Source organism: Lentzea aerocolonigenes (genome assembly GCF_000955955.1).
Taxonomy (GTDB): Bacteria; Actinomycetota; Actinomycetes; order Mycobacteriales; family Pseudonocardiaceae; genus Lentzea; species Lentzea aerocolonigenes_A.
In genome coordinates, this window is sequence record NZ_JYJG01000131.1 from 1 (window position 1) to 23,245 (window position 23,245).

Sequence of the window (23,245 nt, forward strand, 5' to 3'; positions counted from 1 at the left end):
CGCTACCAACTGCGCTACATCCGCACTGCCTTACGGGAAAGAACTATACAACAGGGTCAGACGGCGTCTCGACCGGGGGGTTGCAAACCCGCCAACAGCTGATCTACCTCGTCCAACTGTTCTTTGGGCCAGCGCCACTCCCACAGCGCCCTGACCTTGGGCAGCACGTCGACCGGCAACCAGGCGGCGACTTCCTCGCGGAGGTCCCAGTCGTCGAACACGTGCTCGTAGAAACTGATCAACGCCGCGTTCTCCAGGAACTGCTCCTGCTGGTGGAAGCACCAGTGCGCGAACCCGTACGCGCGCCGCAGCACGTCGTCGTCCTGCTCGCGGTGCGCCTCGGCGGCCAGCTGGGAGAGCTCGGAGAAGAAGACGTGGCAGGACCACTCCTCGGTCATGGCGACAGCACGAAGTTCCGGCACGAGGGCCGAAGCGCGTTCCCGCCAGTCCACCACGGGCGTGACGATAGTCGCTGGATCTTCTTCGGCCGACGGGCCGACGCCCACCTGTGACCGTCTCGTCACCGAATGCGTTGCGCTGATCAGCCCACGACTATCGGATGGTCTTGTATATCGACCTGTTCTCATCCAGGAGCAGTTCTGGCCCCTTGTGGCATGTTGAACCTGTGATGGTCGACGAGAACGAGGTCGACCGGGACCTGCTCGCCAGGGTGCGCGAGGGAGACGACTCGGCCTACGGCGAACTGTTCTCCCGGCACGCGGACGCGATCCGCCGTTTCTCACTCAGGCACGTCCGCGAGGCGGCCGAAGCTGACGACCTCACCGCCGAGGCGTTCTTCCGGATGCTGCAGGCGATCAGGCGCGGAAGTGGTCCTACCGACCACGTGCGCACCTACCTGCTGACGGTCGCGCGGCGCGTTGCGTGGGAGTGGAGCGGTCGCCGGCGTGATGTCCCGGTGGAGGACGAGGAACTGGGCCGCCGCGTGGAGCCCGTGGGCGACAACGCGAACCGCCGCGCCGAGCACAACCTGATCACCAGAGCCTTCTCGAGCCTGCCGGAACGGTGGCGGGTCGTGCTGTGGCGCGTCGAGGTGGAGGGCGAGCGCCCCGCCTCCGTGGCACCGCACTTCGGTCTCTCGCCGAACGCCATGTCGGCGTTGGCCCGCCGCGCGCGGGAAGGCCTGCGTGCGGCGTACCTGCAGGCGCACCTCGCTGCCGACGACGGGCGTTCGTCGTGCGCGGCGATCCGGTCGAAGCTCGGCACCTACACCGCCGGCGGGGTCCAGGGCGTCGAGGAACGCCGGATCCGCGCCCACCTCGACACGTGTTCTTCCTGCTCACAGCTCTACATCGAGCTGAACGAGGTCTGCGCGGCCCTGCGCGCCAACTCGGCGTTCCTGATCGTGCCGTCCACGCTCGGGTTCGCGTTCGCCGGGAAGATGCTGATCAGCAAGGCGAAGATGGCCGTCGTGGCGGCGGGTGTGGCCACGATCGGCCTGTTCGGGACGATGGCCGCGGTGTTCAACGGCGGTCCAGGTGCGGCCGTGTTGCAGCCGGACCAGCACCCGGTGATCGCCATGAGCACGCCGGGTTCCAGCTCGGGCCGCAGCCAGGAGATCGTGGCCGCGCCCGCACCGGAGGCACAGCAGGAGCAGGTGCGGCCGCAGCCGCAGCAGAACGTCGTCAACCCCGGTGGGGCGCCGAAGCAGGAGACCGTGCGCCAGACGACGTCCAACCCGCCCCCGCCCGTCTCGGAGCGCAAGGACCCGCCGACCGAGCGCGCGTTGCCGGTCGTGCAGTCGTCGTCCTCGAACGCGGTGATCACCTCGGTGTCCACCACGGCCGCGCGGGGCATCAGGTCGCTGGACACGCCGCCCTCGTCGTCCGAGCCGGTCTACCCGCCTCCGGACCCGTGCTCGTCCCCGCAGACCACGACCACGACGATCACGCTCTACCCGAAGGCGCCCGCCGAAGACTGACGGTGACGATCAAGGTAGGGCGAGTTCACCCACAAGGCTCTCCCCGCGTTGGGTACGGTTTGACCAGAACCGACCGAGCGTGGGAGACGGGTTTATGACGCGGCTGGTGCGCGGTGCCGATGGGCGGATGTGGACGGTCCACAGCCGCATCGAGTGGCGCAACCCGGAGGTGTCCGACGACTTCGAGCACGACGTCAGCGGTGGCATCCTGCCGGGGATAATGATGGCCGGGATGCTCGTGGTGATGACGGTGGTGCTCATCGCGTGGACGCCGGAGCAGGTCGTCGTGCCCGCGTGGCTGATCCTCGCGCTGATCTTCCTGTTCGCGTTCTTCCCGGTCCGCTGGGCGCTGCGCAGGCCGCACACGCTGGTCGCGGAGAGCAAGGCCACGGCCGACGAACTGCCGCCCGAGCGGTGGATCGGGTCGGTCCGCGGTCCTCTCGCGGTGCGCCAGGAGGCGTCGCGCGTGGCTCGCACGATCGAGATGCACTCGCTGCCGGACGTCGAGGGCCCGCTGCAACCCGTCGACTGATGCGACACTGGACCGGTGCCCGAGCTACCTGAGGTAGAAGCACTGGTCCACCACCTGCGTGAGAACGCGGTGGGCCGAACCGTGCACCGCGTCGACGTGGCGTCACTGCAGGTGCTCAAGACGTTCGACCCGCCGTGGACCGCGCTGCACGGCCAGGAGGTCGTGGCGGCGCACCGGCACGGCAAGCACCTGGACCTGGAAGTCGCGGACGGCCTCCACCTGGTCGTCCACCTCGCTCGGGCCGGCTGGCTGCGCTGGGCCGACACCATGTCCGCGCCGCCGCCCAAGCAGGGCCGTGGTCCGCTGGCGTTGCGCGTGCACCTCGGCCCGCCCGGTCAGGGGCCGGGGTTCGACCTGACGGAAGCCGGCACGAAGAAGGGGCTCGCGGCCTGGATCGTGCGCGACCCTAAGACCATCCCGAGCATCGCGCGGCTGGGCCCGGACGCGCTCGGGATCACCCGCACACAGCTCGAGGACCTGCTGCGCGGACGCACCGAGCGGTTGAAGACGGCGTTGACGGACCAGTCGCTGATCGCGGGCATCGGCAACGCGTACTCCGACGAGATCATGCACATGGCCCGGCTCTCGCCGTATGCGACCACGGGCAAGTTGAACGACGAACAGCTCGATCACCTGCACGAGGCGATGCTCAGCACGCTGACCGATGCCGTCGCACGGTCTGTTGGACAGGACGCGGCTCGGCTCAAGGGTGAGAAGCGGTCGGGGTTGCGGGTGCACGCGCGCACCGGGCTGCCCTGTCCCGTGTGCGGTGACACGGTTCGTGAGGTGTCGTTCGCGGACAAGGCGTTCCAGTACTGCCCGACGTGTCAGACCGGTGGCAAGCCGCTGGCCGACCGCCGGTTGTCGCGCCTGCTCAAGTGACGATCAGGACCTCCAGGGCGCGAGGGCCGTGGACGCCCTCCACCCGGTTGAGCTCGATGTCGCTCGTCGCCGACGGTCCGCTGATGAACGTCAACGGCCTCGTGGGCTCCAGTCGTTGCAACGCTTCCGGCACCGACGCCGCGATCTGGTCCGCGCGCACCACGCACAGGTGGTAGTCGGGGAGCAGGGTGAGCGCCCTGCGACCCTGTGCCTCACCACCGTCGAGGACGATCGTGCCGGTGTCCGCGATCGCGACCGCGCAGCCGGTCAGCACGCCGTCCGCCTGGTCCAGCTCCTCGATCGTCAACGGCTCGTGCAACCACGTGACGCCGTCGATCAGCCACTCCGGCGGAACGTCCTGTGGAGCAACGATTCGCTTGCCCTGGAGACGTTGCAGCGCTTCGGGCACGTCGTTGACGGCGTGCACGATCGCGCGGTAGTCGGCGACCCGTTCGGCGAACAGCTCGACGCCACCTTCGCCCGTCCGGTTGTAGCCGCGGACTGTCTCCGGCGTTGCAGGCAGCTTCGCGTTGCGGATGCGCTGGAGGATCTCTTCTTTCGCGCTAGCCACGGTTCTTCCTCCACCACGTGCGGAACGACTCGGCCGGCGGGGCGGGCACGTCGCGTGAGGACGTCCACTTCGACCCCGGCCAGGGCAGGGACGTGATCTTGCCGTCCTTGGCCAGGAAACGGGCCAGAGAACCGGCTTTCTGCGCTTTCTCGTACCGCGAGGCCGACGCGAACATCCACGCGGCGGCGGCCATCGCCACCGACTCCGCCGTGCGCCCCTTGGCTTCCACGACCTCGGCGCGCAGGTGCGTGAGGACCGACGGGATGTCGATGCGCACCGGGCAGACCTCGAAGCACGCGCCGCAAAGTGAAGAGGCGTAAGGAAGTGATGCTGCCAGCGGGTCGTGCATGTCGCCGACCAGTTGCGGCGTCAGGATCGCGCCGATCGGGCCGGGGTAGACCGAGCCGTACGACTGGCCGCCGGTGCGTTCGTAGACCGGGCAGACGTTGAGGCACGCCGAGCACCGGATGCACCGGAGTGCTTGGCGCCCAACGGAATCCTCCAGCGTCGCGGTGCGGCCGTTGTCGATCAGCACGAGGTGGAACTTCTGCGGGCCGTCGCCAGGGGTCACGCCGGTCCACACGCTCGTGTACGGGTTCATCCGTTCCGCGGTGGACGAGCGGGGCAGCAGCTGCAGGAAGACCTCGAGGTCCTGCCACGTCGGCACGAGCTTCTCGATGCCCATGACGGTGATCAGGGTGTCCGGCAGCGTCAGGCACATCCGGCCGTTGCCCTCGGACTCCAGCACGACGATCGACCCGGTGTCGGCGACGGCGAAGTTCGCGCCGGAGATGGCGACCTTGGTGGTGAGGAACTTCTCGCGCAGGTAGACGCGCGCCGCCTCGGCGAGGTCCGCCGGTTCGTCGCTGACCTCAACCCCCATGCGGCGCTGGAAGATCTCGCGGATCTCCGAGCGGTTGCGGTGGATCGCGGGCACCAGGATGTGCGACGGACGGTCGTCGCCGAGCTGCACGATCAGTTCGGCGAGGTCGGTCTCGATCGCGTGCACGCCACCGGCTTCGAGGGCTTCGTTGAGCCCGATCTCGGCGGTGGCCATGGACTTGACCTTGACGACCTCCTGCGCGTTCTCGGCCCGGCACAGGTCGAGCACGATCCGGTTTGCCTCTTCGGCGTCGCGTGCCCAGTGGACGACGCCGCCGCGTGCTGTGACCGACTCCTCGAGCTGGAGCAGGAGCGTGTCGAGGCGCGCCAGGACGTCGTCCTTGATCTGCTCGCCGGCGACCCTGAGCATTTCCCAGTCGGTCATCTCGGCGACGGCTGCCGCCCTGCGCCCGCGGATGGTCCCGGTCGCCTTGCGCAGGTTCTGCCGCAGCTGGGTGTCGTTCAAAGCCGCTTTCGCCGCTTTGGGGAACGTCGGGCTGCCCAGCCAGGTCACGGGGTTGCGCGCCACGGGTCCTCCTCGGTCGAAGCCAGGATCTCGGCCAGGTGCACCGGCCGGACGCCCGCGCGCAACCGCGACAGGCCACCACCGATGTGCATGAGGCAGGAGTTGTCACCGGCGGACAGCACTTCCGCGCCGGTGTCGAGCACGCACCGCATCTTGTCCGCGAGCATCGCCGTGGACGTCTCGGCGTTCTTCACCGCGAACGTGCCGCCGAAGCCGCAGCACTGCGTCGAGTCCGGCAGTTCCACCAGATCGAGTCCCTTGACCGCCCTGAGCAGCGCCATCGGCTTGTCCCCGACGCCCAACATGCGCAGCGAGTGACAGGTGGGGTGGTAGGTGACCCGGTGGGGGAACCACGCGCCCACGTCCGTCACGCCCAGCACATCCACGAGGAACTCGGCGAGCTCGAACGTGCGCGGCGGAGACTCACCCAGCGTGGGATGGATCTCCCGGACCATGCCCGCGCATGACCCGGATGGCGCAACCACGTAGTCGTAGCCGCTGAAGACCTCGGTGTACTTACGCGCCAACGGCTTGGAATGCTCCCGATAGCCGGTGTTGAAGTGCATCTGCCCGCAGCACGTCTGGTCGAGCGGGAACTCCACCGAACAGCCGAGCCGTTCCAGCAGACGAACCACAGCACGTGCCGTCGACGGGAAGAACGTGTCGGTCAGGCAGGTCGCGAACAGGGCCACTCTCACGCGCACACCCTCTCCCCAAATTCATCGGATGTCTACCCGGATCGGTGGACCGTACGGGGGTACGCCGGGCGCGCCTCTTGCTATAGGGGTGCCCCACAGCACAGCATGTGCAGCGTGGGCGACCTGTTGACCGAGCGCGCTGTGCTCGGCGTCATCGCGACCCTGGCCGTTCTGGGCCTCTTCGTGATGCTGTGCCGCGCTCGACGAGTCAGCACCTCCGTCGAGGATGCTGTGATGGACATGCTCGACCGCATGTCCAGGGCGTCGAGCGACCTCCGCGCGGGCTTGACGGAGGAGGCGGCGAACAAGGCCACACCCCACCTGCGCGAGATGCTGCGGTGCGTCGCGGTCGCCATCACCGACGAAGAGGGCACCGTCCTGTCGTGGGACGGCGGCGCGAACGACCACTACGAGTACCTCCGCGACACGGTCGCCCGTGCCATCAACAACTGCCACAAGGAACACGTCGACCACCGCAAGCTCGGCTGCGAGCTGCAAGGTCCGTGCTCCCTGCACAGCGTTGTCGTGGTCCCGCTCGTTGTCGAGGGCGACGTGGCCGGCACTCTGATCGTGGTGTCGGGTGTTGCCTCAAAGCGCCAGATCCGGATGGCCGAGGAGACGGCCCGCTTCGTGTCGACCCAGCTGGAGCTGGAGGTCGTCCAGAAGCAACGGCAGGCGCTGGCCCAGGCCGAGGTGAAGGCGCTGCGCGCCCAGATCTCGCCGCACTTCGTCTACAACGCCCTGAACACCATCTCGTCGTTGATCCGCACGGACCCCGCGCACGCCCGCGAGCTGCTGCAGGAGTTCGCCGAGTTCACGCGCTACTCGTTCCGCACCGACGGCTTGTTCACGACCCTTGCCGATGAGTTGACCAACATTCACAGGTACCTGACCATCGAACAGGCCCGGTACGGATCCCGGTTGAACGTCCGGTTGCGCATCGCTCCCGAGGTGCTGCAGGTCGTGCTGCCGTTCTTGGTGTTGCAGCCGCTGGTCGAGAACGCGGTGCGCCACGGTCTGGCCAAGAAGCCCGGTGGCGGCATGCTCACGATCACCGCCGAGGACAACGGCAACGAGGCGCTGATCAGCGTCGAGGACGACGGCGTCGGCATGGACCCGGACCGCCTGGACGACATCAAGGATGCCCACCAGACCGGCGCGCACGTGGGCATCGGCAACATCAACGACCGCATGCGCACGGTGTTCGGCGCCGAGTACGCCCTGGTCGTGGAGACGGCGCCCAACGCGGGCACCAAGGTCATCCTGAAGGTGCCGAAGTTCGCGCGGAACGTGCTGCCGAACCTGAACATCGGCTCGCAGATGACGGACGAGCCGATGACGAACGAGCAGCCGGTCGTCCGCGCCTGAGACATCCCCGGAACGGGTCGGAAAGTTGCACGCTCAATCATGCTCAACCCAGGCGCGGATCGTGCCGATTGTGGTGTTGACCAATGAACAGCCGGCACTCCCGATGGTCGAGGCCGGCCGCGAGTTAAGGGCAACATCAATTGCAGGAACAACAAGCACCCGAGCGCGTCCGCGTCTGCATCAAGTGCACTGCAAAGGGCTTCAACAGCTGCAAGTGCTGATCAGCACCGCAGGTCAGCGTGCGGCAACGGCCAAAGTCGTGATCAGCACGACGGCGCACACGCTCCAGCTCACCCACATCCAGTAGATGTGCATCGGCGTAGGCCCGGCAGCGTTCTGCCGGCCCCGGTCGTCCCACCACTCGACATAGCGTTCGAGCCAGCGGATCGGGTTGAACGTCACACGCCGAACCTAGCAGTATCCCCACAGCAGTACGTGTTCCAAGTCACGCGGGAGCAACCGACAGCGCAGTTGGGCTCCCGCGTGCCCACGAAACGCACGTACTGTCGAGTACATGAGCGTCACGGACAAGATCGCGGCCCGCCTTCCGAGGGTCATGGACCGGGGTGAGCGGCCGCCGGTCGTCGCCGCGGTGCGGTTGCACGGGGTCATCACCCCGCAGTCCTCGCCGGTCGCGCGCAACACGATCAGCCTCCAGAACGTCGAGAGCGCCATCAACCGCGCGTTCGACAACGAGCGCCTGATCGCCGTGGCACTGCTCATCAACTCGCCGGGCGGCGCGCCCACGCAGTCCGCCCTCATCGCCGAGCGCATCCGCGAGCTCGCCACCAAGAAGCACGTGCCGGTGCTCGCGTTCTGCGAGGACGTCGCGGCGAGTGGCGGCTACTGGCTGGCGTGCGCGGCGGACGAGATCTACGCGCACGGCACGAGCCTCGTGGGTTCCATCGGCGTGGTCAGCGCGGGCTTCGGGCTCAACGGCCTGCTGGACAAGGCCGGGGTGGAGCGACGGGTCTACACCGCGGGTGAGAACAAGGTGAGGCTCGACCCGTTCCAGGCCGAGAAGCAGGAAGACGTCGAGTGGCTCAAGGGGCTGCACGCCGATCTGCACGAGCAGTTCAAGGCGTGGGTCGCGGAACGCCGCGGCGCCAAGCTGAAGACCGAGGAGGATCTCTTCAGCGGCGAGATCTGGACCGGTACCAAGGCGCAGCAGCTCGGTCTGGTCGACGGCATCGGGACGATCCGGAGCGTCATCGCCAAGCGCTTCCCGGACGCCGAGCTGACCGTCGTCGAGTCGAAGAAGCCGTTGCTGGCCAAGCTCGGGCTCGCGGCCGCGTCCACCCGATCGGGCGATCTCGTGACGCAGGTGCTGGCGAGCATCGAAGAACGTGCTCGCTGGTCCCGATTCGGGCTGTGAGCATCAGTTCGGTTTCGCAGGGCGTGTCGAGGCCTACCCCGGCGTAGACATGACCGCACATTGATGGGCAAGATGCCCGACACAGTGAGTACCCATGACAACGCCGGTCTCCTCGTCCTCGCAGTCGATGACGAGGCTCCTGGCCTGAGCGAGATCAAGTTCCTGCTCGAGAGCAGTCCTCACATCCGGCGCGTCCTCACGGCCTTCGACGCCGCCGAGGCTCTGCGCATCCTGAGGGGTGACTACGAGCAGGAGGTCATGGCGAGGACCAAGGCCGGCCTGCCGCCGGTCGACGCGGTGTTCGCGGACATCAACATGCCCGGGTTGTCCGGCATGGATCTCGCACGGGTGCTCAGTGCTTTCCGCTACCCACCCGCCCTCGTCTTCGTGACGGGCGTGGAGGAACGGGACGCGCTCGTCACGGCGTTCGACGTCGGCGCGCTCGACTTCATCAACAAGCCGATCAACGAAGAGCGCGTGCTGAAGGCGATCTCCCGGGTCGCCGACCGGGTGGGCCGCACCCCCGCACCACAGGCCTCGACGACGGCGAGCGCGCAGGCCCTGCCCGCGGAGCCGACCGACGACGAGGTCATCCCCGTCGAGCTGGGCGGCACGATCAAGCTCGTGCCGCGCGCGTCCGTGCGGTACGTCGAGGCGCAGGGCGACTACGCCCGCCTGCACACCCAGGATGGCAGCCACCTGGTGCGCATCCCTCTGGCGCAACTCGAAGAACGCTGGGCCAACGCGGGGTTCGTGCGCATCCACCGGTCGTACCTGGTCGCGCTGCCGTTGGTGAGCGAACTGCGCATGACGGCGAACGGCTACGCGGTGGTCATCGGTTCCGGTGAGACCGCCAAGGAGCTCCCGGTCAGCCGCCGGCACACCAAGGAGCTCAAGGAACGCATCGTGCGACCGCCGAAGAGCGGCTGGTGAGCAGGCACGACGCGGGAAAGCCCGAGCAGGCCGCCCGCGAGGCCTGGCTTGGCGAGCAAGGCGGCCGTCCACGCCGCCGCCGCGTCGTCCTGAACGACTCGGCGAAGACCAGGGGCAAGTCGCTGCGCACGATCATCGAGCTGGAGGAGCAGACCAGCGTCGGTGAGAAGCTCGTGCGCGACCTGATCAAGCAGCAGCTGCGCTCCGCGTTCGGGCTCGCGTTCGCGGTCCTGATCGGGATGTGCCTGCTGCCCATCACCTTCTACCTGTTCCCGCAGATCGGCGACCTCAAGATCCTCGGCATCGGCATCCCGTGGCTCGTGCTCGGCCTGGCGCCCTTCCCGATCCTCTACGGGGTCGGCTGGGTGTTCCGCAGGCAGGCCGAACGGCACGAGCGCGACTTCGTGAACATGGTCGACCGCTGACGTGAACGCCACCATCTGGAGCCTCAGCGCCATCGTCGCGGTCGCGGCCGTCACGTTCCTGCTCGGCTACGTCGGGTCCCGCAAGGCCAACACCACCCCGGACTTCCTGGTGGCGCGCCGGGCGATCCCGGCCACCCGCAACGCCGCCGCGATCTCCGGCGAGTACCTGTCCGCGGCGTCGTTCCTCGGCGTGGCCGGGCTCGTGCTCAAGGACGGCATCGACGCGCTCTGGTATCCGATCGGCTTCACCGCCGGATACCTCGCGCTGCTGCTGTTCGTCGCCGCGCCGCTGCGACGCTCCGGCGCCTACACGCTGCCCGACTTCGCCGAGGCCAGGCTGGGCTCGGCGAACGTGCGGCACTTCAGCACGTTCTTCGTGGTCTGCATCGGTGTCCTCTACCTGGTGCCACAGCTGCAGTCCGCGGGCCTCACGCTGACGACGATCACCGGTCTGCCCGCGTGGTTCGGCGGCTTGATCGTCACGGTCATCGTGGTGATCAACGTGCTCGGCGGCGGCATGCGCGCGATCACGCTCGTGCAGGCGTTCCAGTACTGGGGCAAGCTCTTCGCGATCGCCGCGCCGACGTTCGTGCTGTTCGTGGTGTTCCTGGCCTCGCCGGACCGCGGCACGCAGCCGATCAGCGACGAGGGCGTGGTCAGGTTCCCGCAGGCCGAGAAGATCACCGTGGCCGAGCAGGTGATCAAGGTCAGGGTCGACGAGCCGCTCACGTTGAAGGTGCGCGGCGAGATCGACGGCAGGGAAGCCGACGGCAAGGTGTTCTGGGGCCGCGGGGTCTACGAGCTCAGCCCCGGCACGGTCATGGAGTTCGCCGCGGGCAGCCCGGTTCCGGTGGTCGAGGGCTCGCCGACCACCAACCACGACTGGACGCGGCCGCAGACCGGCGGCATCTCCGACCTGCTCAGGACGTACTCGCTGATCTTCGCGACGTTCCTCGGCACGATGGGCCTGCCGCACGTCCTGGTCCGCTTCTACACCAACCCGGACGGCAAGGCGGCCCGTCGCACGGCACTGCACGTGCTCTACCTGCTCGGCCTCTTCTACATCTTCCCGACGGTGCTGGGCGTGCTGTCCCGGCTCTACCTGCCGCAGCTGCTGGTGAACGGGAAGACGGACGCGGCGGTGCTGATGCTGCCGAGCACGATGGTGCCGAACCTGGGCGGCCAGATCCTCGGAGCGATCGTCGCGGCGGGTGCGTTCGCGGCGTTTCTCTCGACCAGTTCCGGGCTCGTCGTCTCCGTCGCGGGAGTGGTCTCGACGGACATCATGCCGGGCAAGGTTCGTGACTTCCGGTGGGCAACCGTGTTCACCGGACTCGTCGCAATTGGTCTTGCTCTGCTGCTTCCGCGCTCCGATGCGTCACTGACCGTGGCCATGTCCTTCGCGCTCGCCGCATCGACCTTCTGCCCGCTGCTGGTCCTCGGCATCTGGTGGAGGGGACTCACCTGGGTGGGCGCAGTGTGCGGTCTCGTCGTCGGCGGGGGCATGGTGATCACGGCGCAGGTGATCAGCGTCGTCAGCTCCTACACCGGTCGCTGGGCGCCCACCGTGTTCACCCAACCAGCGCTGATCACGGTGCCGATCGCGTTCATGACCATGATCGTGGTCAGCAAGGCGACCCGCAGACGGGCCCCGGCGGACGTCAACCAGATCTTGCTGAGGCTGCACGCGCCTGACCCGCTGGGGTTCATCCGGGACCGCGACATCGCCCGCTTCGGGACCGCGGAGGAGAAGGCACGGCAGGCCGACGACAAGCGCAGGGGAGCTAGTCGAACGCGCTGAGTAACCAGCGTTTCAAATGGGTGAAAATTGGTCACTCGAATCGGTGAACGGTGAATCTGGTCACGCAGCGTGCTGTTCGTCGACGCATACTGACCGTTCGTCGCTTCACCCGACTGCCTGGCGCAACGGCCCGAACGGGGTCTTACCTGAGTGACTCAAGTCTCCATACGGTTCTCGACCAAGAACAGGACCGCACCTGGAGGCATTACGTGCACGTCACGTTGCTGACACCTACGACGAGTACGGCGAGGAGGGGACTGTGAGCACCGTTGAGCACACCCCGAGCGAGTCGGCCCCCGATGCGCAGAAGTGGGTCGACGTACAGGCAAGTGATGACTTCGCCCAGCTGAAGCACCGGCTGCGCAAGTTCGTGTTCCCGGTCTCCGGGCTGTTCCTCGCGTGGTACCTGCTGTACGTGCTCCTCGCGGACTACGCCCACGGGTTCATGTCGACCAAGGTGTTCGGCAACATCAACGTCGGGCTCCTCTTCGGCCTGCTGCAGTTCGTGTCGACGTTCGTGATCACGACGCTGTACGTGCGGCACGCCAACAAGAACCTCGACCCGTTGGCGGAGAAGCTCCGCGGTGAGATCGAGGGAGACGGCAAGTGAACGAGTCCAGCCCGATCCTCAACATCAGCATCTTCGGTGTCTTCGTCCTGATCACGCTGTTCGTGGTCATCCGGGCGAGCCGCAACACCAAGACGGCTGCCGACTACCTCGCCGCCGGACGTGCCTTCACCGGCCCGCAGAACGGCATCGCGATCGCGGGCGACTACCTGTCCGCCGCGTCGTTCCTCGGCATCGCGGGCGCCATCGCCCTCAACGGTTACGACGGCTTCCTGTACTCGATCGGCTTCCTGGTGGCGTGGCTCGTCGCGCTGCTGCTGGTCGCCGAGCTGCTGCGCAACACCGGCAAGTACACGATGGGCGACGTGCTGAGCTTCCGGATGCGCCAGCGTCCGGTCCGCGCCGCCGCCGCCACGTCGACGATGGCCGTCTCGTTCTTCTACCTGCTGGCCCAGATGGCCGGTGCCGGTGGCCTCGTGGCCCTGCTGCTCGGCATCACGGGCACGGGTGGCCAGGCGATCGTCATCGCCGTGGTCGGCGCCCTGATGATCGCCTACGTGCTCATCGGCGGCATGAAGGGCACGACCTGGGTCCAGATCATCAAGGCGTGCCTGCTGATCGCGGGCGCCGCGATCATGACCTTCTGGGTGCTCGGCAAGTACGGCTTCAACCTGTCGTCGCTGCTCGGTGCCGCGGTCGACAAGGCCCCGAAGGTCGGCGAGAAGCTCCTCGGTCCCGGCCTCGCGTACGGCAAGAACGGCACCACGCAGCTGGACTTCCTGTCGCTGGCCCTCGCGCTGGTCCTCGGCACGGCGGGTCTGCCGCACATCCTGATGCGCTTCTACACCGTGCCGACGGCGAAGGAAGCCCGTCGCTCGGTCGTGTGGGCGATCTGGCTGATCGGCATCTTCTACCTGTTCACGCTGGTCCTGGGCTACGGCGCCGGTGCGCTCGTCGGTCCGGACGCGATCAACAAGGCCCCCGGCAAGGCCAACTCCGCGGCTCCGCTGCTCGCGCTGGAGCTCGGTGGCCCGATCCTGCTCGGCCTGATCGCGGCGGTCGCCTTCGCGACCATCCTCGCGGTCGTCGCCGGACTGACGATCACGGCGTCGGCGTCGTTCGCCCACGACATCTACGCCAACATCATCAAGAAGGGCCAGGCGGAGGACAAGGACTCCGAGGTCAAGGTCGCCCGCCTCACCGCGATCGTGATCGGCCTCGTGTCCATCGGCGGCGGCATCATCGCCAACGGCCAGAACATCGCGTTCCTCGTGGCGCTGGCGTTCGCGGTCGCGGCCTCGGCCAACCTGCCGACGATCCTCTACTCGCTGTTCTGGAAGAGGTTCAACACCTCGGGCGCGCTGTGGAGCATCTACGGCGGTCTGATCGTGACGATCACCCTGATCATCCTGTCGCCCGCCGTCTCCGGCACGCCGACCTCGATGTTCAAGAACGCCGACTTCGACCTGTTCCCGCTGTCGAACCCCGGCATCGTCTCGATCCCCGTCGCGTTCCTGCTCGGCTACATCGGCACGATCCTGTCGAAGGACAAGGCCGACCCCGTCAAGCAGGCCGAGATGGAGGTCCGCTCCCTCACGGGTGCGGGCGCCGAGAAGGCCATCGCGCACTAGTTCTGCTCTACGACAACGGGCCGTCCCCTCGGGGCGGCCCGTTTTTCGTGCGTGCAACCCTGCTGGCGCCGGCCGCGTATTCAACGCGAAGCAGCGAAAGCATGGGGGACCGGAGTGCGACGGGACGAGGAGTTCTCGGAGTTCTTCACGAGCAGGTTCGACTGGGCCCGGCGCACCGCGTACGCGTTGTGCGGCGACTGGTCGGAGGCGGAAGAGCTCGCGCAGAACGCGTTCGTGAAGGCGTACGCGAAGTGGCCGAGCATCAGGCGCGAAACAGCGGAGGCCTACGTCCGCACCATCGTGACGCGCCTGTTCCTCGACAGCAGGCGTCGTCGTCGCGAGGACCCGGTCGCCGAACTGCCCGAACGCGGGGTCGCCGGCGGCTACGACGATCCCGACGCGCACCTGAACGCGGCGCTGCTCCGGGTGCCGCCGAAGCAGCGGGCCGCGCTCGTCCTGCGGTTCGTGCACGACCTGTCGATCGAGCAGACGGCCGCTGAGCTGGGTTGTTCGACCGGCAACGTGAAGAGTCAGACAGCCAGAGGTTTGGCGACGCTCCGCGAGGCGTACGGCGAGCCGATTCCCTCGGAGTGTGCTTGATGAACATCGAAGAGAAGCTGCGCGGAGCTCTCGACACACCTGCTCCGCCTCCCACGACGACGTTGGACCACGTGCTCCGGCGCGGCCGCCGCAGGGTGTTCGCCCAGCGCGCGGGTGCCGTGCTGGGGGTGTTCGCGGTGGTCGCCGGCATCGGTGTCGGTGCCACGACGCTGAACCTCGCGGCGCCGCAAAGCCCAGCCGGGGGTGGCGACCCGGACCTCGGCCCCGCGGTCGTCGTGCACAACCTCGACTGGCCACGCGTGAACCTGCCGCGGCGAACCCTGCTGGACCCGAAGAGCCCCGAGATCGCGTGCGGCGGCTGGAGAGCGCCGACAGTGGGGAAGGAGCGCCTGTCCAACGACAAGATGCGGGCCTGGCGCAGCCGGATCGCGGACCTGGTCCCGAGCGCGCTGGTGGACTCCAGCCTGGTCGAGGACGTCGCCGACGTGTTCAAGGTCGAGATCAGGGACAGCGTCGGCGCAGGCACGGTCCGGCTCGCTGTGGGCTCGTTCACCGGCAGCCCCGTCGCCGCGGCGGACGACGCGGTGTGGGCGGCCGGCACCTGCGACCCGCCACTGCGGTCCGTCGATTCGGACGGCACCGTCTACCAGCTCAACGACGCGCGCACGAACGTGCCGGAACAGTCGACCATCCAGGTCCTCTACGTCTTCCGGCCGGACGGCAAGGTCTTCCGCGTCGAGCAGCTCAACGCCGGTGTGAACAGCGCCGGCCGCGTCACGAGACCGACTCTGCCGTTGACCGAGGCGGAGTTCGCGAGTCTCGGGCCCGCCATCGCGGGGGTGGCCTGAGGGTGTGCCGTGCCGGAGGCTCACGTCCGTGCAACCTCCGGCATGGCAACATCTAGGGCGTGACTGTTCCAAGCGTGGAGATCGCTGACGTTCCCGCCGTGCTGCCGGAAGACGCCGTCCTGCTGGACGTGCGCGAGCAGGACGAGTGGGACGCGGGCCATGCGCCCGGCGCGCTGCACATCCCCATGAGCGAGATCGGCGCGCGCCTCGACGAGGTGCCGAACGACGTGCAGCTCTACGTCGTGTGCCGCGCCGGTGGCCGTTCCGCCCGCGTGACCCAGTACCTCAACGAGAACGGCTGGGAGGCCGTCAACGTCGAGGGCGGCATGCAGCACTGGGACGCGCACGGTCGCCCGCTCGAGGGCGGCGTCGACGGCATGGAACCCGAGGTCATCTGATCGTGCAGCCGTTGCAGCCGATGCGCGTGGACTGGGTGGCCACTCCGCCACCCGGTGCGTACCCGCAGCCCTCGCGGCGGTCGCAGCGGCTGTCCTACGGCGGCCCGCCGAACTACCCGGTCCCGCCGCGCTGGGGTTTCCCGCTGCTGGCGTGGCGCTGGCCGACGGCGGTGCCCGGCACGGTCGAGCAGGCCGACTCGGTCGACGGCGTGCGGCGCCTCGGCAAGACCGCGCAGAACTCGCTCTGGCTGCTCGGCGCGGTCGCGGTCTGGGCCGCGTTGTCCGAGGTCTGGCGGTACGTCTTGGTCGCGCTGAGCCGCTACGGCGCGCTCTCCGCGGGCGTCGTCAGCGCGTCGGACGCGCTGGTGGTGACGTCCTCGGTGATCATGATCGTCGGCTGTCTGCTGTCGCTGGTCCTCACGCTGATGTGGGTGCGGCGCGCGCGCAACGTGGCCGCTTCTCTCGTGGGCTACGGCCCGTCCCGTTCGGACGAACAGGCCCTGGTCGGGCTGGTCGTGCCCGGCATGAACCTCGTCGTGCCCGGTTCGGTGCTCGCCGAGCTCGAACACGCCGTGGCGCGCAGGCCGGCCGGCGAACGTCCCCAGCCGTCGAAGCTGCTGCGTTGGTGGTGGGGCTTCTGGGCAGGGTCCGGGCTGATGTTCGTGATCACGGTCCTGTGGTCGTTCCGGGAGAGCACGCAGGCGCTGGCCGACGGAGTGCTGCTGCACGCGTTGAGCGACCTGGTGATGGCGGGTGTGGCGGTGACGACGGCGCTGGTCGTCCGGCGGATCACCACGCTGCTGCTGCCGGTCGACGCCGCGTCCGTGCGGTTGATGCGCGTCCTCGAGGTGAAGGACGCTCCCGAGCCCCCGCTGCGGTCATTCCGCGCGTCCGGCTCGCCCCGTTGATCTGTTCAGGCGACGTTCGTCCTCAAGGACCTTCCGGGCGCTGCTGGTGAGTGCCAGGTTGGGTGGATGCGGACACTCATCGGGGCTCTGGTGATCGCAATGGCCACACCAGGCGCGGCTCAGGCGCACCACCGGGAATTCGACCTGCAGGCCCACCGCGGCGGCATCGGCCTCACGGTCGAGAGCACGCTCAAGGCGTTCGGCAAGGCACTCGAACTCGGCGTCACCACGCTGGAGCTCGACCTGCAGATCACCAGGGACGGCCGTGAGGTCATCACCCACGACCGCAGGACGAACCCGGACAAGTGCCTCGACACGAAGCCCGCGTTCCCCGGTGACCCCGACTTCCCCTACGCCGGCAAGTACGTGAAGGACCTGACGTTCGCGCAGGTCCGCACCCTCGACTGCGGCAGCACGCGGTGGTCGCAGTACCCGGACCAGGAACTCTCGCCGGGCGCGAGGATGCCCACCCTGGCCGAGCTGTTCGACCTGGCGCGCAAGCACCGCGCGTGGGGCATCCGCTTCAACATCGAGACCAAGGTCGAAGCCGCCGCACCGCACGAGACCGCGCCGCGCGAGCAGTTCGTGCAGCGCGCCGTCCGGGAGATCCGGCGAAGCGGCTTCCTGAACAACGTGACCATCCAGTCGTTCGACTGGGGCACGCTGATGCGGATGCGCGAGGTCGAGCCGCGCCTGCCGCTGGTCGCCCTCACGCAGCCGGAGTTCCTGCGGCCCGGTTCGCCGTGGACCGGCGGCCTGAACCTGGACGACTTCGGCGGCAGCGTCGCGAAGGCGGTCCGCAGCTTCGGCGCGAAGGCCTTGTCGCCCGTGCACACGATGGTCACGAAGGAACTGGTCGCCGAAGCCCACCGGGAAGGCCTCGTCGTCATCCCGTGGACCGTGGACGACGTGCCTCGCATGCACGAGATCATCGACACCGGGGCCGACGGCCTGATCACCGACTACCCGGACCGGCTGCGGAACGTCCTGAAGGAGCGCGGTTTCAAGCTTCCCAGGCGCTACCCGCGTTAGCCCGCGGCGAGCACCAGCGAGTGCAGCCCGCGGATCACGAACTCCGCGCGCCGGTCGGGTTCCTCGGCCAGCACCGCGCCGGGCAGCTTGCGGTGCAACGACGACAGCGCCGCCTCCACCTCGATGCGGGCCAGCGGTGCGCCCAGGCAGTAGTGGATGCCCATGCCGAACCCGAGGTGCTGGTTCTTCTCGCGGCCGACGTCGAGGGCATCGGGTTCCTCGAAGACCAACGGGTCGCGGGCGGCGGCACCGAGCAGCGCGGCGATCTTCTGGCCCGGCTCGATGACGTGGCCGGCGATCTCCACGCGTTCGGTGGCGGTGCGTTCGAAGAGCTGCAGCGGCGAGTCGTACCGGATGAGCTCCTCGACGGCGGTGGGCATGATCGCGGGCGACGAGAGGCGTTCCCACTGCGAGCGGTGGCGCATCAGGGCGAAGACGCCGTTGCCGATGACGTTGACCGTGGCCTCGTGGCCGGCCATCAGCAGCAGCACCGCGGTGGCGACCAGCTCGTCCTCGGTGAGCCGGGCGCCGTCGGTGTCGGTCACGGCGACCAGGTCGGACACCAGGTCCGAGCCGGGCGTGACGCGGCGCAGCGCGATCAGCTCGCGCAGGTAGGCGACGAACTCGGCGGCGGCGCGTTCGGCGGCCTCCTGCTGCTCGGCGGGCAGGCCGTACTCGTACATCTTCACGATGGCGTTGGACCACGGCTGCAGCAGGTAGCGGTCCTGCTGGGGCACGCCGAGCAGTTCGGCGATCACCTCGACCGGCAGCGGCGCGGCGACGTGGGCGAGCAGGTCGGCCTGGCCCTGGTCGCTGATCTTCGCGACCAGTTCGTCGACCAGGCGGTCGGCGAGGTCCGCGACCCACGGGCGGAGGCGCTCGACGTGGCCGCGGCCGAACGCGGCGGCGACCAGGCGGCGCAGGCGGGTGTGCGTGGGCGGCTCGTTCTCCAGCAGCGAGTTGCGGTGCAGCAGGTTGAACGCCATGAACTGCTCGACCGGCTTCACGTCCGACCAGATCCGGCCGAGCGAGCGGTGCCGCAGGACTGCCGAACAGGCGGCGTGCGAGACGGCGACGGCGACGCCCATCTGCTCGTGGTGATGCACCTCACCGGCTTCGCGCAGGGCGGCGAAGGCCGGGTACGGGTCGGAGATGAACGCGGGATCGCGCTGGTCGAACGTCACAAGGCGGGACGGTAAGTGGCGTATCGCGTTTCGTCCACGTCCATTTGATTGATGACTCAAATTGTTGCGCGGGAACTATCGTTCGTACTTGTGCAGCTACCTTCCGTTGTCGCCCACCGCGGTGCCTCCACCGACCGCCCTGAGCACACCCTCGGCGCGTACGAGCTCGCACTCCAAGAGGGAGCGGACGGGCTCGAGTGCGACATCAGGCTGTCGAAGGACGGCGAGATCGTGTGTGTGCACGACCGCACGCTCGCCCGCACGTCCAACGGCCGCGGCACCGTCAGTGCGCTCTCGCTCAGCGAACTGCGGCAGTTCGACTACGGCAGCTGGCACGCACACGGTCAGCCGGCCGGACTGCTCGTGCTCGACGAGCTGCTGGACCTGGTCAAGGGCACGAACGTGCAGCTCTTCATCGAGACCAAGCACCCGGTCCGGTACCGCAACGAGGTCGAACGCAAGCTCGTCGAGGCGCTGAAGAAGCACAAGCTCGACTCCCAGATCATCATGATGTCGTTCTCGCCGACCGCGGTGAAGGCGTTCCGCGACCAGGCGCCGGACATCCGCACGGTGCTGCTGCTCGACCGCCTCGGCCGGTACCGCAGCGGCGCGCTGCCGTCGTTCGCGGACTACACCGGACCCGGTGTGCACGTGCTCAGGAACGACCCCGGTTACGTCGATCGGGCGAGGCGCGCGGGGCACGACACGTACGTGTGGACGGTCGACAGCGCGGAGGACGTCGCGTTGTGCCGTGACCTGGGGGTCCGCTACCTCGCGACGAACGCCCCGGCGAACACCCGCCGCCTGCTGACGGCTAACTTGGCGACCTGACCAAGCCTGAACTTTGAGGAGGGGCCGAGGTGGCCAAGCGGACCGCGGTCAAGGACGCACCGAAGGACGGGATCAACCCGAAGCAGCCCTGCCCGTGCGGGTCCGGCAAGCGCTACAAGGCCTGCCACGGCGCACCCGGCGGCGCGACCGACGTGATCGTGTCCCGGCCGTTCGAGGGCCTGGCCGCCGAGTGCGAGCTGATCGCGCTGCGTGAGTTCGTGCCGTCGGCGATCGCGAAGCTGCCGGTCAAGGACGGTCGCGAGGTCACGCTGGCCACGGTGCTGCCGATGGCCGCCGCCGGGCTGATCCGCGGCGACGACGTGCCGTTCGTGGGCCTGCAGGTGCAGACGCGGTCCGGCGACATCAGCCGCGACCTCGCGCGGGCGCTGCAGTGGGCGCAGCAGGCGAAGACCGGCGATGTGCTCCCGGTCGTCGGTCCCGAGGACGGCACGAACCCCGGCCGCCTGCAGGACCTGCTCGACCCCGAGGCCGAGATCGTCCCCGTGCTGCACACCGACTTCGTGTGGTGGATGCCGGAGGGCACCGAGCCGACGGGTGACGTCGCGCTGTCGCTGGAGCGCGCGAACGCCGCGATCCTGCCGACCGAGCGCCTCGACGCGCCCGGCGTGAAGGCCGCCTACTGGGTCGACGCGGGCGACAAGGCGCACCTGCGCTGGGTCCGTCCGGAGCCGGAGGAGAAGCTGGTGCCCGCGATGGCGCGCCTGGCCGCCCGCGGTGAGCTGGACCTGGGCGAGGGCTCGCGGTACGCCGGTTCGTTCCGCGCGCATGGCCTGCTCGTGCCCGTGTGGGACCTCGACCGCGAGATGCACGCCCGCGAGTGGGCCGAGCCGGCCGAGGCGCTGGGCAAGCGACTGCTGGAGGCGCTGGCGTCCGACGAGCCGCTGACCGACGCCGAGCGCCGTGCTCGCGATGGTCTCCGGGGCCGTCAGATCACCCTGCGCTAGAGGTGGCCGGAACGCTGTCCACAGCGTTGTCCACAAGGTTGTACACAGGGAGCTGTGGATAAGTGCTGACCCACATCATCTCGAAGGCCGGCTGGGCCGCTGCCCAGTCGGCCGGTTCGATCGCGCCCGACGGCGAGGAGTTCGTGCACTGCTCGGACCGCGGCGTCGTGCACGTGACGGCGGGCAAGTTCTTCCGCGGGCAGAGCGGGCTGCTGTTGCTCGTGATCGACCCTCAGGTACTCGACGTGCCGGTGCGGTGGGAGGCGGTGGCGGACTCGCCGCTGTGGTTCCCGCACGTCTACGGGCAAATCCCGGTCGCGGCGGTGGTTGAGGTGCACGAGTTCCCGTGCGAGCCTGACGGTTCGTTCGTTCTGCCAGAGGCCGTTGCTGTTCTGTGATTGAGTGAGGCAACCGTCCCGCTCACTCGTGCGTGGACTTCCTGAAGCCAGTTGTCGCTTCGGGGAGGGAGCGTGCCGTGACGGCGGTGCTGCAGCTGGAGTTGGCCGCCGAACGCGGCGGAGGAAGAGCGGAAGCCGTGGGGGATTTCGCGGAGTTCGTGCGCATGTCGATGCCCGGACTTCTGCGTTATGGCCATGCACTGACCGGAAACCCGCACGACGCGGCCGACCTCGTGCAGTCGGTGCTGGAGAAGGTCGGCTCGCGCTGGGTGGCGGTGCAGCGAAAGGGTGACGACCCGCTCGCGTACGTCCGCAGGGCGATGGCCAACACGCACATCAGCATCTGGCGCCGTCGCCGTCGCGAGAACCTCGTGGCCGACCTGCCCGACAGCGGTGTCGTGGCTCCCGAGCTGAGCAGGCTCGAAAACGAACCGCTCTGGCAAGCACTGCGCGAACTGCCGCCACGGCAGCGCGCGGTGATCGTGCTGCGCTACTACGAGAACCTCTCCGAGGCCGAGATCGCGAACGCGCTCGGCATCTCGTGCGGCACCGTGAAGAGCCAGAGCAGCAAGGCGATGGCGAGTCTCCGGACACGCCTGGGAAGGGACTGACCGGTGGACGACGACCTCGACGACGAGCTGCGCAGGCTCTTCAGCGACGATCGGCTGGACGTCCACGCGACTCCGGACGCCACCGACGCGGTGCTTCGCGGCGCGGACCGCAGGCGACGACGGCGCTCAGCCGTGTCCACCGCGTTCGCCGTGGTGACCCTGGTCGGTGCCGGAGTCGGGCTGACCCAGCTGCGCTCGTCGGGCGACCACACGGCGGACGAACTGCTGCCGACCTCGGTGGCGTCGACCTCCTCGACCCCGCCGTCGACCAGCACCGTCTACTCGACCTCCGTCGTGACGGTCCCGGCTCCGCCGTCGAACCCCAGCTCGGGCAACCCCGGCACCGGCAACCCCAATCCGGGTACCTCGACCAAGCCGCGCACGACCACCCCGCTGCCGCCACCGCCTCCGTCGGAACAACCGAGCAAGGTGGACGGGCTCGCGCTGGGGATGACCGAGGCGGACGCGTTGAAGACCGGATCGCTGGTCGAACCGGGCAGCGCGGCCGACCCGCAGGGCAAGTGCACCGCGTACGCCACGAAGAGCGTGCCGGACCCCAACGCCGCGATCATCTCGCCCGCCAGGGGAATCGTGTGGCTCACCCTGCCGAGCTACGCCAAGACGAGCAAGGGTGTCACCGTCGGCACGAGCGTGGCCGACGTGAAGGCCGCCTACCCGACCGCCACGCAGAGCGGTTCCGGACTGCGCGTGGAAATGGCCGCGACACCCAAATGGTCGTACATCTTCGAAACCGACGGCGCCGCGGTCACGGCCGTTCGAATGCGTCTGAACTCCAGCGACTGTCCCGGTTACTGATCATTTGATCTTGCTGAGGTCCCGCCGCTCTTGGGGGTGCGGCGGGACCTCAGTGCCTCTTCATGCAGCTCGTCGGCGTCTACAGGACGCTTAGAGGTTTTTTGAAGGTCGGTCAGGCAGGCTTCGGTCCGTTTGTTCCCCTGCACTGCGGGGGTATTTGTCGTGCCCGGAATTCAGTTGTTCTCCGTGACTTTTCTGTGACGTTCGAGTTTGCAACCCCCGGATGGTGTCGACGTCTTTATGGGTGTCTCGAAAATGAGAACAATCCTGGGGGTACAGAAATGAACAGCTCGATCAAAATCGCACTCGTCGCCGCAGTCGCCGTCGGCGCAATGACCGCGTGCACGTCCACGCCGGCGCCGAAGAACAACGCCGCGCCGGCGACGTCGTCGTCGTCCGCTCCGACCTCGGAGACGTCCTCGCCGCCACCTCCTGTGGCCGTGACCTCGGTCGTGACGCAGACGGTGACCAACCAGCCGCAGCCGCAGGCCGTGGTCAAGGTCGACAACCGCATCGGCTACGGCGCGCTCAAGCTGGGCATGACGCTCGACGAGGTCAAGGC

The 23,245-nt window shown here is 68.3% G+C and carries 26 protein-coding genes and 1 pseudogene; 21 read left to right on the forward strand and 6 right to left on the reverse strand.

The features are described from left to right. Nucleotides 1–56: 56 nt before the first annotated feature. Nucleotides 57–455: a DUF7674 family protein gene (locus UK23_RS19905; RefSeq protein WP_045313098.1), complete on the reverse strand. Its 399-nt coding sequence runs from the start codon at nt 453–455 to the stop codon at nt 57–59. A 173-nt stretch (nt 456–628) separates the two neighbouring features. On the opposite strand from UK23_RS19905, the gene UK23_RS19910 reads away from it, so the two are divergent. From UK23_RS19910 to UK23_RS19920, 3 genes are all read left to right on the forward strand, one after another. After that, nucleotides 629–1,939 (forward strand): sigma-70 family RNA polymerase sigma factor, encoded by a 1,311-nt coding sequence (locus UK23_RS19910; RefSeq protein ID WP_052684831.1) that lies wholly within the window; start codon nt 629–631, stop codon nt 1,937–1,939. Between the two features lie 94 nt (nt 1,940–2,033). Further along, nucleotides 2,034–2,471 (forward strand): hypothetical protein, encoded by a 438-nt coding sequence (locus UK23_RS19915; RefSeq protein ID WP_045313076.1) that lies wholly within the window; start codon nt 2,034–2,036, stop codon nt 2,469–2,471. Nucleotides 2,472–2,486: 15 nt separating this feature from the next. After that, nucleotides 2,487–3,353, forward strand: coding sequence for an Fpg/Nei family DNA glycosylase (locus UK23_RS19920; protein WP_045313077.1), 867 nt, complete (start codon nt 2,487–2,489; stop codon nt 3,351–3,353). Here the strand turns inward: UK23_RS19920 and UK23_RS19925 are convergent. From UK23_RS19925 to UK23_RS19935, 3 genes are read right to left on the reverse strand one after another with little or no spacing between them, the layout of a single operon-like run. Further along, on the reverse strand, nt 3,346–3,924 hold the full coding sequence (locus UK23_RS19925; protein ID WP_045313078.1) for a LutC/YkgG family protein: 579 nt from the start codon (nt 3,922–3,924) through the stop codon (nt 3,346–3,348). The two genes, UK23_RS19920 and UK23_RS19925, sit on opposite strands and share 8 nt — an antisense overlap. Next, on the reverse strand, nt 3,917–5,335 hold the full coding sequence (locus UK23_RS19930) for a LutB/LldF family L-lactate oxidation iron-sulfur protein (protein WP_045313079.1): 1,419 nt from the start codon (nt 5,333–5,335) through the stop codon (nt 3,917–3,919). Before UK23_RS19930 ends, UK23_RS19925 begins: the two co-directional genes overlap by 8 nt. Continuing rightward, nucleotides 5,317–6,024 carry a (Fe-S)-binding protein gene (locus UK23_RS19935; RefSeq protein WP_045313080.1) on the reverse strand — a complete coding sequence of 236 codons (708 nt, stop codon included), beginning with the start codon at nt 6,022–6,024 and terminating at the stop codon, nt 5,317–5,319. Before UK23_RS19935 ends, UK23_RS19930 begins: the two co-directional genes overlap by 19 nt. A 111-nt stretch (nt 6,025–6,135) precedes the next feature. Between UK23_RS19935 and UK23_RS19940 the strand changes: the two genes are divergently transcribed. After that, a complete protein-coding gene (locus tag UK23_RS19940; RefSeq protein WP_045313081.1) occupies nt 6,136–7,398 on the forward strand; it encodes a sensor histidine kinase in 1,263 nt (420 codons plus the stop codon). A 234-nt stretch (nt 7,399–7,632) separates the two neighbouring features. On the opposite strand, the gene UK23_RS52735 is transcribed toward UK23_RS19940, so the two are convergent. Further along, nucleotides 7,633–7,800, reverse strand: a complete 168-nt coding sequence (locus tag UK23_RS52735) for a hypothetical protein (protein WP_166048541.1) — start codon at nt 7,798–7,800, stop codon at nt 7,633–7,635. Nucleotides 7,801–7,912: 112 nt separating this feature from the next. Here UK23_RS52735 and UK23_RS19945 point away from each other — a divergent pair, with 112 nt between their 5' ends. The 11 genes from UK23_RS19945 (at nt 7,913) to UK23_RS19995 (ending at nt 17,878) form a co-directional block, all read left to right on the forward strand. Continuing rightward, nucleotides 7,913–8,773 (forward strand): S49 family peptidase, encoded by an 861-nt coding sequence (locus tag UK23_RS19945; protein WP_045313082.1) that lies wholly within the window; start codon nt 7,913–7,915, stop codon nt 8,771–8,773. 63 nt (nt 8,774–8,836) lie between these two features. Next, on the forward strand, nt 8,837–9,706 hold the full coding sequence (locus UK23_RS19950) for a LytR/AlgR family response regulator transcription factor (protein ID WP_045313083.1): 870 nt from the start codon (nt 8,837–8,839) through the stop codon (nt 9,704–9,706). Continuing rightward, nucleotides 9,703–10,131, forward strand: a complete 429-nt coding sequence (locus UK23_RS19955) for a hypothetical protein (RefSeq protein ID WP_045313084.1) — start codon at nt 9,703–9,705, stop codon at nt 10,129–10,131. Before UK23_RS19950 ends, UK23_RS19955 begins: the two co-directional genes overlap by 4 nt. Before the next feature lies 1 nt (nt 10,132). Beyond that, entirely contained in the window at nt 10,133–11,932 is a 1,800-nt protein-coding gene (locus UK23_RS19960) for a cation acetate symporter (RefSeq protein ID WP_045313085.1), read from the forward strand. Between the two features lie 259 nt (nt 11,933–12,191). Next, the gene (locus UK23_RS19965) at nt 12,192–12,542 is read left to right on the forward strand and encodes a DUF485 domain-containing protein (RefSeq protein WP_045313086.1); all 351 of its coding nucleotides are present in this window, start codon (nt 12,192–12,194) and stop codon (nt 12,540–12,542) included. Beyond that, nucleotides 12,539–14,131 carry a cation acetate symporter gene (locus tag UK23_RS19970; RefSeq protein ID WP_045313087.1) on the forward strand — a complete coding sequence of 531 codons (1,593 nt, stop codon included), beginning with the start codon at nt 12,539–12,541 and terminating at the stop codon, nt 14,129–14,131. Before UK23_RS19965 ends, UK23_RS19970 begins: the two co-directional genes overlap by 4 nt. Before the next feature lie 114 nt (nt 14,132–14,245). Next, nucleotides 14,246–14,731, forward strand: a complete 486-nt coding sequence (locus UK23_RS19975) for a SigE family RNA polymerase sigma factor (RefSeq protein WP_045313088.1) — start codon at nt 14,246–14,248, stop codon at nt 14,729–14,731. Then, nucleotides 14,731–15,540, forward strand: a complete 810-nt coding sequence (locus UK23_RS19980) for a hypothetical protein (protein ID WP_045313089.1) — start codon at nt 14,731–14,733, stop codon at nt 15,538–15,540. The genes UK23_RS19975 and UK23_RS19980 overlap by 1 nt, the downstream gene beginning before the upstream one ends. Before the next feature lie 59 nt (nt 15,541–15,599). Continuing rightward, the gene (locus UK23_RS19985) at nt 15,600–15,938 is read left to right on the forward strand and encodes a rhodanese-like domain-containing protein (RefSeq protein ID WP_082114810.1); all 339 of its coding nucleotides are present in this window, start codon (nt 15,600–15,602) and stop codon (nt 15,936–15,938) included. A 2-nt stretch (nt 15,939–15,940) separates the two neighbouring features. After that, nucleotides 15,941–16,846, forward strand: a complete 906-nt coding sequence (locus tag UK23_RS19990) for a DUF4328 domain-containing protein (protein WP_231114586.1) — start codon at nt 15,941–15,943, stop codon at nt 16,844–16,846. 66 nt (nt 16,847–16,912) lie between these two features. Then, entirely contained in the window at nt 16,913–17,878 is a 966-nt protein-coding gene (locus UK23_RS19995) for a glycerophosphodiester phosphodiesterase (protein WP_045313091.1), read from the forward strand. On the opposite strand, the gene UK23_RS20000 is transcribed toward UK23_RS19995, so the two are convergent. Continuing rightward, the gene (locus UK23_RS20000) at nt 17,875–19,062 is read right to left on the reverse strand and encodes a cytochrome P450 (RefSeq protein WP_045313092.1); all 1,188 of its coding nucleotides are present in this window, start codon (nt 19,060–19,062) and stop codon (nt 17,875–17,877) included. The two genes, UK23_RS19995 and UK23_RS20000, sit on opposite strands and share 4 nt — an antisense overlap. Nucleotides 19,063–19,152: 90 nt before the next feature. On the opposite strand from UK23_RS20000, the gene UK23_RS20005 reads away from it, so the two are divergent. The 6 genes and pseudogenes from UK23_RS20005 to UK23_RS20030 all read left to right on the forward strand — a co-directional run. Beyond that, on the forward strand, nt 19,153–19,893 hold the full coding sequence (locus tag UK23_RS20005; RefSeq protein ID WP_231114587.1) for a glycerophosphodiester phosphodiesterase: 741 nt from the start codon (nt 19,153–19,155) through the stop codon (nt 19,891–19,893). Between the two features lie 29 nt (nt 19,894–19,922). Beyond that, on the forward strand, nt 19,923–20,858 hold the full coding sequence (locus UK23_RS20010; protein WP_045313094.1) for a DUF5926 family protein: 936 nt from the start codon (nt 19,923–19,925) through the stop codon (nt 20,856–20,858). A gap of 62 nt (nt 20,859–20,920) precedes the next feature. After that, nucleotides 20,921–21,256 carry a DUF952 domain-containing protein gene (locus UK23_RS20015; RefSeq protein WP_045313095.1) on the forward strand — a complete coding sequence of 112 codons (336 nt, stop codon included), beginning with the start codon at nt 20,921–20,923 and terminating at the stop codon, nt 21,254–21,256. Between the two features lie 164 nt (nt 21,257–21,420). Continuing rightward, the gene (locus UK23_RS20020) at nt 21,421–21,867 is read left to right on the forward strand and encodes a SigE family RNA polymerase sigma factor (RefSeq protein ID WP_082114812.1); all 447 of its coding nucleotides are present in this window, start codon (nt 21,421–21,423) and stop codon (nt 21,865–21,867) included. 3 nt (nt 21,868–21,870) lie between these two features. After that, on the forward strand, nt 21,871–22,683 hold the full coding sequence (locus tag UK23_RS20025) for a hypothetical protein (RefSeq protein ID WP_045313096.1): 813 nt from the start codon (nt 21,871–21,873) through the stop codon (nt 22,681–22,683). A 281-nt stretch (nt 22,684–22,964) separates the two neighbouring features. Further along, nucleotides 22,965–23,245 (forward strand): annotated as a pseudogene (locus UK23_RS20030) (hypothetical protein); the annotation flags it as partial.

Coding starts and splice junctions, on each gene's coding strand:
- UK23_RS19910 (WP_052684831.1), top strand. CDS start 629: ATGGTCGACGAGAACGAGGTCGACCGGGACCTGCTCGCCAGGGTGCGC.
- UK23_RS19915 (WP_045313076.1), top strand. CDS start 2,034: ATGACGCGGCTGGTGCGCGGTGCCGATGGGCGGATGTGGACGGTCCAC.
- UK23_RS19940 (WP_045313081.1), top strand. CDS start 6,136: ATGTGCAGCGTGGGCGACCTGTTGACCGAGCGCGCTGTGCTCGGCGTC.
- UK23_RS19945 (WP_045313082.1), top strand. CDS start 7,913: ATGAGCGTCACGGACAAGATCGCGGCCCGCCTTCCGAGGGTCATGGAC.
- UK23_RS19950 (WP_045313083.1), top strand. CDS start 8,837: ATGGGCAAGATGCCCGACACAGTGAGTACCCATGACAACGCCGGTCTC.
- UK23_RS19980 (WP_045313089.1), top strand. CDS start 14,731: ATGAACATCGAAGAGAAGCTGCGCGGAGCTCTCGACACACCTGCTCCG.
- UK23_RS19995 (WP_045313091.1), top strand. CDS start 16,913: ATGCGGACACTCATCGGGGCTCTGGTGATCGCAATGGCCACACCAGGC.
- UK23_RS20020 (WP_082114812.1), top strand. CDS start 21,421: ATGTCGATGCCCGGACTTCTGCGTTATGGCCATGCACTGACCGGAAAC.